General features: G+C 68.9%; 14 protein-coding genes, 1 tRNA gene and 1 pseudogene. 12 read left to right on the top strand and 4 right to left on the bottom strand.

Going from position 1 to position 12,492, the window contains the following annotated elements:
- The first annotated feature begins 5 nt into the window (after positions 1–5).
- A complete protein-coding gene (locus JL108_RS06315) occupies positions 6–401 on the top strand; it encodes a hypothetical protein (protein ID WP_205197543.1) in 396 nt (131 codons plus the stop codon).
- Between the two features lie 9 nt (positions 402–410).
- On the opposite strand, the gene JL108_RS06310 is transcribed toward JL108_RS06315, so the two are convergent.
- Positions 411–566: a hypothetical protein gene (locus JL108_RS06310; protein ID WP_205197542.1), complete on the bottom strand. Its 156-nt coding sequence runs from the start codon at positions 564–566 to the stop codon at positions 411–413.
- A gap of 88 nt (positions 567–654) precedes the next feature.
- On the opposite strand from JL108_RS06310, the pseudogene JL108_RS19800 reads away from it, so the two are divergent.
- Positions 655–1,004 (top strand): annotated as a pseudogene (locus JL108_RS19800) (efflux RND transporter permease subunit); the annotation flags it as partial.
- A gap of 132 nt (positions 1,005–1,136) precedes the next feature.
- On the opposite strand, the gene JL108_RS06300 reads toward JL108_RS19800, so the two are convergent.
- Positions 1,137–1,598, bottom strand: coding sequence for an aminoacyl-tRNA deacylase (locus JL108_RS06300; protein WP_205197541.1), 462 nt, complete (start codon positions 1,596–1,598; stop codon positions 1,137–1,139).
- Between the two features lie 86 nt (positions 1,599–1,684).
- Between JL108_RS06300 and JL108_RS06295 the strand changes: the two genes are divergently transcribed.
- Positions 1,685–1,761, top strand: a tRNA-Met gene (locus JL108_RS06295).
- A gap of 47 nt (positions 1,762–1,808) precedes the next feature.
- On the opposite strand, the gene JL108_RS06290 is transcribed toward JL108_RS06295, so the two are convergent.
- Positions 1,809–2,504 carry a GAF and ANTAR domain-containing protein gene (locus JL108_RS06290; RefSeq protein ID WP_205197540.1) on the bottom strand — a complete coding sequence of 232 codons (696 nt, stop codon included), beginning with the start codon at positions 2,502–2,504 and terminating at the stop codon, positions 1,809–1,811.
- A 323-nt stretch (positions 2,505–2,827) separates the two neighbouring features.
- Positions 2,828–3,778, bottom strand: coding sequence for an NAD-dependent epimerase/dehydratase family protein (locus JL108_RS06285; RefSeq protein WP_205197539.1), 951 nt, complete (start codon positions 3,776–3,778; stop codon positions 2,828–2,830).
- A gap of 155 nt (positions 3,779–3,933) precedes the next feature.
- On the opposite strand from JL108_RS06285, the gene JL108_RS06280 reads away from it, so the two are divergent.
- The 9 genes from JL108_RS06280 (at position 3,934) to JL108_RS06240 (ending at position 12,487) form a co-directional block, all read left to right on the top strand.
- Positions 3,934–4,776, top strand: a complete 843-nt coding sequence (locus JL108_RS06280) for an ABC transporter ATP-binding protein (protein ID WP_143911856.1) — start codon at positions 3,934–3,936, stop codon at positions 4,774–4,776.
- Positions 4,773–5,612, top strand: a complete 840-nt coding sequence (locus JL108_RS06275; RefSeq protein WP_143911854.1) for an ABC transporter permease — start codon at positions 4,773–4,775, stop codon at positions 5,610–5,612. The genes JL108_RS06280 and JL108_RS06275 overlap by 4 nt, the downstream gene beginning before the upstream one ends.
- 65 nt (positions 5,613–5,677) lie before the next feature.
- Positions 5,678–6,760, top strand: coding sequence for an ABC transporter substrate-binding protein (locus JL108_RS06270; RefSeq protein ID WP_205197538.1), 1,083 nt, complete (start codon positions 5,678–5,680; stop codon positions 6,758–6,760).
- Entirely contained in the window at positions 6,757–7,509 is a 753-nt protein-coding gene (locus JL108_RS06265) for an enoyl-CoA hydratase/isomerase family protein (RefSeq protein ID WP_205197537.1), read from the top strand. The genes JL108_RS06270 and JL108_RS06265 overlap by 4 nt, the downstream gene beginning before the upstream one ends.
- Positions 7,506–8,285 (top strand): IclR family transcriptional regulator, encoded by a 780-nt coding sequence (locus JL108_RS06260; RefSeq protein WP_143911848.1) that lies wholly within the window; start codon positions 7,506–7,508, stop codon positions 8,283–8,285. Before JL108_RS06265 ends, JL108_RS06260 begins: the two co-directional genes overlap by 4 nt.
- On the top strand, positions 8,282–9,232 hold the full coding sequence (locus JL108_RS06255; RefSeq protein WP_205197536.1) for a CoA transferase: 951 nt from the start codon (positions 8,282–8,284) through the stop codon (positions 9,230–9,232). The genes JL108_RS06260 and JL108_RS06255 overlap by 4 nt, the downstream gene beginning before the upstream one ends.
- Entirely contained in the window at positions 9,229–10,539 is a 1,311-nt protein-coding gene (locus JL108_RS06250) for a CaiB/BaiF CoA-transferase family protein (RefSeq protein ID WP_205197535.1), read from the top strand. The genes JL108_RS06255 and JL108_RS06250 overlap by 4 nt, the downstream gene beginning before the upstream one ends.
- Complete coding sequence (locus JL108_RS06245; RefSeq protein WP_205197534.1) at positions 10,536–11,276, top strand: enoyl-CoA hydratase/isomerase family protein; 741 nt, start codon at positions 10,536–10,538, stop codon at positions 11,274–11,276. Before JL108_RS06250 ends, JL108_RS06245 begins: the two co-directional genes overlap by 4 nt.
- A complete protein-coding gene (locus tag JL108_RS06240; protein WP_307837204.1) occupies positions 11,273–12,487 on the top strand; it encodes a CoA transferase in 1,215 nt (404 codons plus the stop codon). The genes JL108_RS06245 and JL108_RS06240 overlap by 4 nt, the downstream gene beginning before the upstream one ends.
- Positions 12,488–12,492: the final 5 nt, after the last annotated feature.

Raw genomic sequence — 12,492 nt, 5'->3', positions numbered from 1 at the left:
ACGGCATGGAGAGCGACCTCATCACGGGACGTGTCGTGCGAGCAGTGGGCTTCGGGGTCGCGGGCGCGGCCCTGGGTCTGCTCCCCGTCGGCAGGCTAGAAGGCCGGGGCCGGGCCGTCTTCATCGGCGGGCCCGCTGTCCTCGTGGCGGGCATCGGCGCCGTGGCCACCCGAGCCAGCGCGAATCGACCGCGAGCGGTGGCCGGAATGGTCGTGGGCGGTGCCGGTGTCGCGCTCTCCCAATGGCTCTGGGTCGCCGGTGACCGGGCGGCCGAGCGCTGGCTGTCCCGTCACGTCTCGCATCCCCGGATCGCCATCGCAGCGGTCAATGGCATCGTCACGGCAGCTCTCAACACCATCGACGAGAGATCTCGGGCGAGCGCGGAGCCGGCCAGCGTGTAGTCGGCCGGTCTACTGGTCGAGCTGCTCGGCGGCCCGGCGCAGGGCGGTGGTGCCGCGAACGAGGGCCTGGAGGTCGTCGAGGTCGAGGCGATCGAGCAGATCGCGGTTGGCATCGTGAGCGAGGGTGAGCATCTCCTGCAGGAGGCGTTCACCCTCGTGCGTCACGACGAGGATGCGGGCGCGGGCGTCGGTGGGGGAGACGCGGCGCTCGATGTAGCCACGATCGGACAGTCGGCGTAGCAGCCCGGCGCTCCTGCTGGCCGTGCTGATCGTCTATCTGATCATGGTGGGCACGTTCCGCTTCCTGATCCAGCCGCTCATCCTGCTCGTGTCGACCCCGTTCGCGGCGACCGGCTCGATCGGCCTGCTCGTGGCGACGGGCATCCCCTTAGGCGTGCCGTCGCTCATCGGCATGTTGATGCTGATCGGCATCGTCGTGACGAACGCGATCGTGCTGATCGACCTGGTCAACCAGTATCGAGAGCGTGGTCTCGATACTCGAGAGGCCGTCGAGGAGGGGCGCGGCATCGTCTGCGGCCGATCCTCATGACGTCGTTGGCGACGATCGGGGCACTGACGCCGATGGCCTTCGGTCTGACCGGCGGCAGCGCCTTCATCTCCCAGCCGCTGGCGATCGTGGTGATCGGCGGTCTCGTCGACGCTGCTGACCCTGGTGCTGGTGCCGGTGCTCTATCTGTTGGTCGAGCGACTGCGCGACCGGCTGGACCGGCGGCGTCAGAGCGGTTCGGTGACGGCGGCGATCTGAGCGCCGAGCGCGTCGATCATCGCGTCGGCGTCCACGGTGGCAGCGACCCCGTGGGCGCCGGCGCCGATCGACACGGTGCCGGTCACGCCCTCGTCGGCGATCACGGGCCAGGCGCTGGTGGATCCGAACGGGGTGATGGTGCCGCGCTCGTAGCCGGTGACCTGCCGGGCGATGTCCTTATCGGGCATCGACAGCCGTGAGACGCCGAGCAGCGCCCGCAGCTTGGGCCAACTGATCTGCCGGTCCCCGGGGACGAGTACGAAGAGGAAGTCGTCGTCGGCCCGGCGGACCACGAGGGTCTTGATGATCGACCGGGGCTCGACTCCACGGGCGCGGGCGGCTTCGTCGAGCGAGCCGACCGGCCCGTGGCGGGTGACGGTGTAGGCGATTCCGGCGGCATCGAGGGCGGTGATCGCCCGGTCCTCGCTCATGTGGCGAGAGTACTGAACGGGGGCTCGCAGATGCTCGACCCCGGTGCGGGGGTGTTGAGGCGGTCCTGTAGAGTTGTCTTCAGCAACGCGGGGTGGAGCAGTTCGGTAGCTCGCTGGGCTCATAACCCAGAGGTCGCAGGTTCAAATCCTGCCCCCGCTACCAATCGAAGCCGGGATTCCAGTCCAACTGGGATCCCGGCTTCCTTGTCGTCAGTCGAAGAGATCCGGGCGGATGCCTTTCTCGGCGATGTCGGCGGCGACGAGGTGCAGTTTGATGTTGCGGTCCTGGGAGATGCGGACGAGCGCGGCGAAGGCTTGGTCGGCGGTGATGTCGAATCGTTGCATGAGCATGCCTTCGGCGCGGCCGATGATGGTGCGGTTGACCAGGGCGGAGTTCAGATCCTGGTGGTTCTGCTCCGCGGTCATCGCGACGGCGACGTGTGACGCCAGCGTGAGGGCGGAGATGCGCTGGTCGGCCTGGAACGCCTCGGGGCTGTCGGAGAACAGGTTCAGACATCCCAGGGACGTCGGGCCGACGAACAGCTGGAGCCCGAGAACACTGCGGATGCCGAGCTCGGTGCGGGCGCGCGGCGCCCATGACGGCCAGCGTCGCTCATGGCTCAGGTCGGGCGAGTAGACGGTCTCTTGTTCGTGGATGCTCTGCAGGCAGGGACCTTCACGGTGCTCGTACTGCAGCTCGTCGGCACGTCGGACGACATCGTCGGTCTGGGCGATGGTCTCGATCTTGTGCTTCTTGGTGACGAGGGAGACGCCCGCGTGATCGCACCCGTCGATGATCGCCAGGGCCGTCAAGGTGGCGTGTTCGGGTGTCGCGCCCACCCCTTGCTGGGTGCTGAGGGACCTGGCGATCTCCGCGAACTGGTCCCCGGATACATCGGTACCCATGGCCACGATGATGGCAGGACGGGGATGCGCTGACGAGTTTGTTCGGTCGCGGTATCGGGTACCTGCGTGCCAGGGACTGATACCGGGCCTAGGCCGGTGCTGTCCTGAGGCACCGTCAGGTTCGATATGCAGCCGGCGGTGCCGCCCGCCGACCTCGGTCGGTCCAGCCCTGGCCTTACCGTGTCCTCGTGCGGGTCGATCAGGCGATGATGGGGCACGAGCAGGCCGGTGGCATCGAGAGGATCGCTCATCGGCTGCCGGTCGGGCTCAGCGAATGTCGTCGAGCACGGGATCGCGCGGGCAGCCGCATCTCCTCCGGGCGGCTACCGCGCGCGCTCGGCCCACGCGCGCGCGGTCTCGGCCAGCAAGGGCTCCCACGGGCTCGGCGTGATCCCGAACAGCTCGGCGGTCTCCGATCCGTCCGCGATGAACGGTGCGTCGAACTGATACAGGATGCCGTCGACCTCGCGCAGCATCGGGATCCCCAGACCTCCGGCTCGAAGAACCCAGCGAGGTATCTGCCGCATTCGGGGTGCATCCGCCCCGATCTGCTCGGCCAGGCCCCGCAGCACCTCTCGCACGGTCGCGGGTGGGTTCGAGGGCACGATCCACGCCAAGCCCCAGGCGCGCTCGTCCCGTCCCAAGGCCGCGAGCGTATCGGCGACATCATCGACCGCGGTCCAGGAGTGAGGCTGGTCCGGATCGGCGAACACCGCAGCCGTCCGCCCGCTCAGCGTCGCGTCAGCGTAGCGAGGCAGCAGCCCATTGCTGATCGGCAATGTGGGGCCGATGTAGTCCGAGGCCCGCGCCTCGGTGGCGCGGACGCGGCCCGCCTCGTGCATGGCCAGCGCTTCGGTCCACATGTGCGCGCGTAGTACTCCCTTGTGGTCCGACGGGCGCAGCGGTGTCTGTCTGACCATCGGTGCGTCCGGGGGTCCGTAGCCGTAGAGATTGCTCGCCGTCACCAGCACCGCACCGGTGCGCTCGGCAGCGTGCAGGATCGCCGTCGCCAGCGGTGGCCACCGCTTCTCCCAGAGCGGGTAGGCGCCGGGATTCGCACAGTTGTAGAGCACCGCCGCGCCCTTCGCGCAGTCGCTGAGGGCCGCCTCCTCCGAGGCGTCCACGGCGACCGACTCCACGCCGGGCAGGCCAAGATCATGGCCCGAACGAGTGAGGACACGTACACGGTGGCCGTCGCGGGCCAGCCTGCCGGCCAGGCTGGCACCCACCGGGCCGGCTCCGACGATCACGTGCAGGTCACTCGGCATCGTCATGTGGCGATCTTCTCAGGGGCCGGGGGTCGCTCCCCATCGGTCGCCGGGTCTCACGAGGCGACCCGTTGACAGTCCGTGTGACGTGTGCCACGGTGAAGTGGTCAAAGGATGCACAGCCTGTTTGCATATTGAACACAATCCGAAGGGGCAGCAGGATGACACACCTCACCGATGTCGGGAGTGCGACGCTCGGCAGCGTCGGAGAACCCGCCTCCGGCAGCGACGGTTCGATCTACATCGACCAGCTGGCGAAGACCTACGAACGTCCCAAGCAGGACTCCGTGCAGGCGCTCCTGCCCGTCGATCTGTCGATCACGTCGGGGGAGTTCGTCAGCCTCGTCGGCCCCAGCGGCTGCGGGAAGACCACCCTGCTGATGATGATCGGCGGGCTGCTGGACGCCACACAGGGCGAAGTCTCGGTCGCCGGAGAGCCGGCTCGCGCGGCGCACCCGGCGGTGAGCATCGCCTTCCAGAAGTCGACCCTGCTGCGTTGGCGCACCGTGATGGACAACGTGCTCCTGCCGGCGCAGATCGCGGGGACGCTCAATGCGCAGACCAAGCAGTATGCGCGCGACCTGCTCGAGATGATCGGCCTCAGCCAGTTCGAGAACCGCTACCCGCACGAGCTCTCCGGCGGTATGCAGCAGCGCGCCGCGATCGTCCGCTCGCTCATCATGAAGCCCTCGGTGCTGCTGATGGACGAGCCCTTCGCCGCCCTCGACGAGTTCACCCGCGAGATGCTCAACGACGAGCTGCTGCGCATCTGGCAGGAGAAGTCCACGACCATCGTCTTCGTCACCCACCACATCCCCGAGGCGGTTTACCTGGCCGATCGGGTCGCCGTGATGGCCGCGCGTCCCGGACGGCTGCTCGAGATGGTCGACGTGGACCTGCCCCGGCCCCGGAACGAGGACATGCGACAGTCGCCGCGGTTCAACGAGCTGGTCGGCAGGATCCGCGCGGTGCTGCAGCCCGAGGTGAACGGAGCCGCCGAATGAGCACCTCCACCGCGACCCCCCGCAGCGCTCCGCCCGCCCCGCGGACCGGCACCGCCCCGCGGCGCCGGGGATGGCAGGTCTCGACGCGCATCCAGGCCGCCGTCCTGGCCGCAGTCTTCCTGATCGCCGCCGTGGCCGCCTGGCAGCTGGCCGTCACCCTCGAGGTCACCTCGAGTCTCATCCTCCCCGCCCCACTCGACGTGGCCGACAGCCTGCGCGCCGGGCTCACGCCCGGAGCAGGCTCCTGGTGGGGCGATATCGGCGTCACCCTGCAGACCACCACCATCGGCTTCTTCATCGGCATCGCCGTCGCCTTCGTGCTGGGCACCCTGCTCGCCTATGTGGAAGTGCTGCGCATGGCGATCTACCCGTATGTGATCTTCTTCCAGACCTTCCCCAAGGTCGCCATCGCACCGCTCCTGGTCTCCTGGCTCGGCTACGGCCTGACGCCGAAGGCGGTCATCGGTGCCCTGCTGGCCTTCTTCCCGATGTTCACCAACACCCTGGCCGGCATGTCCGAGATCGACAAGGACGAGCTGCGCCTGATGCGGTCGCTGGGCGCGAGCCGCATGCAGGAGATGCGATTGCTCCGCCTGCCCAACACGATGCCCTACATCTTCGCCGCCATGGACGTCGCGCTCGTGATGTCGCTGCTCGGCGTGATCGTCGGCGAGTTCGTCGGCGCCGACGCGGGCCTCGGCTTCCGGATCCAGGACCGGACCGCCTTCGGTGACACCGCGAGCGTCTACGCCGTGCTGCTGATCCTCGGCGTCCTCGGCACCACCCTGCATCTGTTGATGGTCGGTGTGAAGAAGGCGGTGCTGTTCCGTGAATGACCTGTCACGACCCTCGACCCCATCCCTGCGCAGGTGCTGCCAGGACGTCCCTAGGAGGACCGGAGATGTCTGAACGAACCAAGATTCTCGCCGCTGGTGCGGTCGCCGCCAGTGCTATCGCGCTCGCCGCCTGCGGGGGAGGGTCGGGCACCGAGAGCGGATCGGTCCGCTTCGGCGTCGGTGACCCGCAACTGCAGGTGGGCACAGCGCCTTATACGTCCGTGCCTCAGGAGATGGGCTACTTCGAGGACCACGGGATCGACGTCAAGATCCAGGGGACCGAAGGGGCGGTCGCCAGCGTTCAAGGACTGTTGACGGGCAATTTCGACATCGTCAACGGCGGATCGACGGCCTTCTACCAGGCCGCGGCCTCCGACGACCGGATCAAGGTCATCAGCCTCGGCGCCGACAATGTCTGGCGCACCGTGGTGCCGGAGGACTCCGATATCCAGACCGTCGACGATCTCGTGGGCAAGACCGTGGGCAGCCAGAGCAAGTCCTCGGCCTCCTATCTGTTCGGCCGGGCCGCTCTGTCCTCCTCGGGTATCGACCCCGAGAACGAGGTCAAGTGGCTCGAGGTCGGTATCGGCGCGCAGGCGGCGCAAGCACTCCAGGCGGGGCAGATCGACGCCTACGCCACCTACGACGGCCCCTTGGGAGTCGTCGAGCAGCTCTACGGTGAGCCGCTCCGTTCCCTGGCCTCACCGTTGGACGATCTGAGCGGCACGCTCGGCATCGCCACGACGACGGAGTTCCTCGAGGAGCATCCCGAGGAGGTCGCCGCCTTCCTCCGTGCCTTCAACGAGGGCAAGGTCTTCGCCGATGCCAACCCCGAGGCGGCCATCCGCATGCACTGGAAGGCCTACCCGTCGCAGGCGCCGAAGGGAGATGAGGAACAGGCGGTCCAGGACACCCTGCCGATCGTCGAGACCCGCTGGGCCGCCGACGCCGCACCGGGGTCCGACGACCTCGTGGGCTACCTGGACGAGCAGGCCTTGGAGGACTCGATCGCCTTCTTCGTCGAGCACGGGCTCATCGACCAGGCAGTCCCAGTCGAGCAGATCGACGGGATGGAAGCCGCCAAGGAGGCCGCCGAGGACCTCGACATCGATGCGATCGTCGAACAGGCGCAGGGATGGACGCCATGACCACGCTCGAAGACGCGGCACCGGTGAAGGTGCGGATGACCGGCGAGGGATCGGCGGTGCATCTGGAACTCGATTCCCCGGCGACCAGGAACGCGCTCTCGCCCGAGACCGTCCGAGCTCTCCGTCGGGCCGTGGAGAGCGCCGTCGCCGAGGAGCGAGCGGCGCTGGCGATGACCTCCACCGGTCCGGCCTTCGCCGCGGGGATGGACCTGCGGCAGATCGACCACGCCGATGACGAGACACTGCGCCGGCAGTTCCGTGAGATCCAGGGTCTGCTCACCGATCTCTACCAGGCACCCCTGGTGACGGTCGCGGTCCTGGACGGTGACGCGGTGGGAGCGGGGGCCGATCTGGCGCTGGCCTGCGACCACCGGATCGGCAGCCCGCGCACCACGTTCCGTTTCCCGGGCCCGCAGTTCGGCCTCCTGCTGGGGACGCGCCGACTCGCCCAGGAGACATCTCCGGCGATCGCCCAAGGTCTCGCGCTGACCGGAGCGAAGCTGTCCGCGCGACGAGCCCTCGACGTCGGCCTCCTCACTCAGCTCGTCGAGGCCGACCAGCTGGAGTCGACCGCAGGGGCCGTCGTCGGTGCCGCCGGTAGCTCGGTCGTGGGCATCGCCGGGCTGACCCGGGCCGTCCGCCGGGACCGGCCCGCCCAGAGCGACCTGGAGTTGCTGGAGGAGTCGATGACCCCGGGCCTCGCGGAGCGGATGACGGCATTTCGAGATCGAACAGGAAGGCGGCGATGATGGTGGAGACGAACGGAACGGGAGAGACGGTCGAGGGCCCCTACGCGCAGACGCTGGGGCGCGGCATCGAGGTGCTGGAGCTTCTCGCCGCGCGACCGCGCAGCGCTCGCGCGGTCGGTGACGCGCTCGGGCTGAACCGATCGACGGCCTATCGACTCGTCCAGACGCTGCTCGCACATGGTCTGATCCAACGGGACGGCCTCGACGACAAGGTCTATCGGCTCACGCCCCGCCTCTGGGAGCTCGGAGTCGGCACCTTGGCTCCCTCGGAGATCCGGATGGCGGCCGGCCGCGAGGTACGCGCTCTCGCCGACAAGTACGGCGAGAGCGTCCACCTGGCCATCTACCACGATCGCGAGGCCGTCTACATCGACAAGGCCGACGGCTGGCAGCCGATCGGCTCGTACACGAGACTCGGCGGACGGGCCCCCGCGTACTGCGTGGCCACCGGCAAGGCACTACTGGCGTACCAGACATCCGATGAGGTCCAGAACGTCATCGAGGCAGGGCTCGAACCGCACACGCCGACCACCGTGTCGCAGGGTGAGCGACTCATGGAGGCCCTCACCGAGATCCGTTCGCAGGGCTTCGCGGTCAACCGCGGCGAATGGCGGTCAGATGTCTCGGGTATGGCCGTTCCGCTCTTCGACGCCAACATGCTCCCGGTGGCCGCCCTCGGCTTCTCCGGTCCCACCGAACGCACGCTGGCGCGACAGGACGAGCTGCTCCCAGCCCTGCAGGAGGCGGCGCTACGGATCGCGGGGCACCCGTCGTGAACCAGCTGCTGACACACCTCGCCGTCCTCGAAACGGGGCAGTCTCCCGCGATCCGCTACTGCGGCCGGCTCCTGTCGCTCGCGGGGGCGAGGGTCGACTACGCACCGGCTGCGCGAGGGGAGAAGTTCGCGGACGCCGTGGAGGACTATCTCGACCACGGTAAGCGGCCGAGCGGCGCGCCCTCGCGCGACTACGACATCGTCATCGGCGACCCCGACTCCCCCTGGGAGGACATCGCACCGCAGGTCGTCACCGGGACCGTCGACCCGTTCACGCACACCGGCTCCCGCGCCGGCTGGAGTCCCTCGGAGATGGTGCTGGCATCGGTCGGTGGCAGCACGAACTACACGAGGACCTCCGACGGAACACCGGTCTACGGCTTCGGCCGCCGCTTCCAGTACCTGGCCGGCACCTACCTGTATACGGCGATCGTCTCGTTGCTGGGGGTCGAGCCCCCTGCGGCGCCGACGCATCCGCGGGTCCGCGTCGCCAACGACGAGGTGGTCACGGCCCTCCTGCCCTACGGCACCACGCAGTACGCGTACAACGGGACCGCCACGACGGTCGAGCAGTCCGGGCCCCGGTTCGTCGCCGCGTGCGTGGACGGCTACCTGTGCGTCTACGCGGGGGGCTCCTGGGCGGACCAGGCGAAGCTGCTGGGCAACCTCGTCGATCCCGATGACCCGCGCTTCACCGCCATCGGGTCGCGCTTCGCCCACGCCGACGAGCTCGGCCGGCTCATCCAGACGTGGACCGAGAACCGCACCGTCGGCGAGGCCGTGCGGGCAGCGGACGCCGCCTCGGTGGCGGTCGCTCCCTGTTACGAGCTCGCCGACGCCCTGGCCGACGCCAGCCTCTTCGACAACGAGGTGCTGACTCGTCAGGTCGTCGACGGCCGCGAGGTCGCCCTGGCCGGCCTCGCCTATCACGTGAGGGAGACACCATGACCGATGCGCAGCGTTCGCTGCCGCTCAGCGGCATCCGGGTGCTCGACCTGACCCATGTGTGGTCCGGTCCGAGCGCCACCCGCCTCCTCGCCGGACTCGGCGCCGAGGTGATCAAGATCGAAGGCGCGCATCGCCGCGACTTCCTGCGGGGAACGGGCACCGCCGACGCCCGCAGTCGCTATCCCGACCAGGACTACGGTCCCGATCCGTGGAATCGCAATGCCTGGTTCAACACCGTCAACACCGACAAGCGCGATATCGTGCTCGATCTCAAAGACCCCGAGGGGCTGGAACTGGCGTTGCTGCTGGCCGAGCGATCCCACCTCGTCATGGCCAACTTCCGCCCCGGCGTGCTCGACCGGATGGGCCTGGGATACGCGGCCCTCTGCGAGCGGCGTCCCGACATCAGCCTCATCGAGATGACCGGATACGGGTGCAGCGGTCCCATGGCCGGGCTCCAGGCGTACGGCGCCCAGTTCGATGCCATGAGCGGTTCGGCCTTCCTCACCGGAGACGGGAAGGAGCCGCTGCTCACCGGCTTCGCCCTGAGTGACCCCATCGCCGGTCTGGCCGCGGCCACCGCCGCGACCTCGGCGATCGCGCAGTGGCGGCGAACCGGACAGGGCAGCTGCATCGAGGTCATCCAGCGCGATGCGATGATCCCGCTGCACGGCGAGTACCTCCTCGCGGCCTCACGCGGTGAGGAGGTGGCCGAGGAGCTCAATGCCGATGCCCGGATCCCCGTGCAGGGCATGTTCGTCGCCCGGGACGGGCGTTGGCTGGCGCTGTCGGTCCACGACCAGGAGGCGTGGGAGCGCCTGGGCGCGCTGCTCGACGACCAAGCCGGTGACGCGCTCGGTGACTACCGGACCGTCGAGCAGGCGAGGGACTCCTCCTCGCGGGTCCTCGACGTCATCGCGGCCTGGGTGTTGCGCCAGGAGGCGGACGTCGCGGAGCTGGCCCATCGGATGCAGGAGAACGGTGTGGCCGCGGCGCCCGTGAACACGGCGGCCGAGGTCTACGAGGATCCCGACCTGCATCGCGGCTTCCTCGTCGAGCTCGATCATCCCCGTGTGGGCCGCCACCACTATCCGGGGCTTCCCCTGACCATCGACGGCCGACGATGCGCTCCCCGCGCGGCAGCCCCCGTCCTGGACGCCGATACCGACGATGTCCTGCGCGAACGGCTCGGCATGTCCGAGGCCGAGGTGCGCCGATGTCGCGAACGCGGCGTCATCGGCGTACCGGAGAACCTCGCCGTGGCCACGAGACCTGCAAGCACTCAAGTGATGGAGAGAACACGATGAGCAACACCGTCAGCTACACGTCCGACGAGGGCGTCGCGATCATCACCCTCGACCGCCCCGAGAAGCTCAACGCCCTCAACACGGCCCTGGTCGCCGATCTCGAACAGGCGCTGATCCGATTCCGGGACTCCTCGGACCGGGCAGCCGTGCTCACGGGGGCAGGTGAGCGCGCCTTCTCGGCCGGCGCGGATCTCGACGACAATCCCATGGATCTCTTCCGCGCCGTGCCCCACGTCGGCTTCGAGCTCGACAAGCCGCTCGTCGCCGCGGTGCACGGACATGTGATCGGCGGCGGCTACGTCCTCGCCCAGCATTGCGACCTGATCGTCGCCGCCGACACGACCCGGTTCCTGTACCCGGAGGCGATGATCGGCTTCACCGGTGGCATCTCGGCCGGCCTGGCGGCCCGGGTCCCGCTCAAGCACGCGATGGAGTTCCTGCTGCTGGGCGAGCCGATGTCCGGCGAGCGTGCCTATGAGATCGGCATGGTCAACCGCTGCGTGCCCTATGGCGAGCATCTCGAGCTGGCCACGGCGTGGGCACGCCGCCTCGCCGACAGCGCTCCGCTCGTCGTGCAGCGGTTGCGGCAGGACTGCGAGGACTCCGTCCTGCGTTCGCCCTCCGAGCGCGCCGCGCGTACGCGCTACAACCTGTCCACCGTCAACGACAGCAAGGACTACGCCGAGGCCCTCTCGGCGCGGGCGGAGAAGCGCCAGCCGAACTGGGTGGGCGCGTGACCTCCCCGAACGCGAGGGAGTCGCCCCCGGACTCCTCGCGAGATGACGGCGGCGGGCCCTTGGAGGGCCTTACCGTGCTGGACCTGTCGCGTGTGCTCACCGGCCCCTACGCGGCGATGCTGCTGGGGGATCTCGGAGCCCGGGTCATCAAGGTCGAACGGCCCGGGATCGGGGACGAGACGCGTGGTTGGGGGCCCCCCTTCGTCGGCACCGGGGAGGGGCGCACCAGCACCTACTTCCTGTCCGTCAACCGCAACAAGGAGTCGATCGGGCTCGATCTGCGCGATGCCGATGACCGTGAGGTCTTACTGGGCCTGGTCCGCAAGGCGGACATCCTGGTGGAGAACTTCCGTCCCGGTGTGCTCGACCGGCTCGGCCTGGGGCATCGGATCTTCCAGGACGCGAATCCCCGGCTGATCGTCGTCTCGATCAGCGGCTTCGGGCACGACGGTCCCTCGGCGCAGCGCGCCGGATACGACCAGATCATCCAGGGCGAGGCCGGCCTGATGAGCATGACCGGTCCCGATGCGGGGCAACCCACCAAGGTCGGCGTGCCGATCGCGGACCTGTCCGCCGGCATGTTCGGCGTCATCGGTGCGCTCGCGGCGCTCGACGAGCGGCATCGCACAGGGCGCGGCCGGGTCGTCCATACGTCCTTGCTCGGCAGCCTGATCGGCATGCACACCTTCCAGGGCACCCGGTGGCTGCTCGGCAAGGACCTCCCGGAGGCCTCCGGGAACAGCCATCCGACCGTGTCCCCGTATGGCGCCTACCGCTGCTCCGACGGGGAGCTGGTGCAGATCGCCGTCGGCAATCAGAGCCTGTGGAACCGCTTCGCGCCCGCGGTCGGGATCGACGCCGATGACCCGCGGTTCGCGACCAATGAGGCGCGGCGCGAGCACGAAGGCGAACTCGATGCCCTCGTCGAGGCGGCATTCGGCACCCGCCCCGCCCAGGAGTGGACCGATGAGCTGGAGGGCGTCGGCGTCCCCACCGGCGTGATCCGCACGCTCGAGGACGTCTACGCCGACCCTCAGGTCATCTCGCAGGGGCTCGTCGCCGATCTGGACGACCCCCGGCTGGGCCTCTTGAAGGTGCCCGGCAGTCCGATCCGCTGGGACGACGAGGCACCAGGACAACGACACCGTCCCGCGCCGCTGCTCGACGAGCACGGAGAGCAATTGCGCCGCTGGGCGACCCACGATCACTGAGCCAG

This window comes from Aeromicrobium sp. YIM 150415 (assembly GCF_016918125.1).
GTDB classification, from domain to species: domain Bacteria; phylum Actinomycetota; class Actinomycetes; order Propionibacteriales; family Nocardioidaceae; genus Aeromicrobium; species Aeromicrobium piscarium.
Note: the sequence above shows the minus strand (reverse complement) of the source record. Positions and strands in the feature narration are given on the sequence as shown.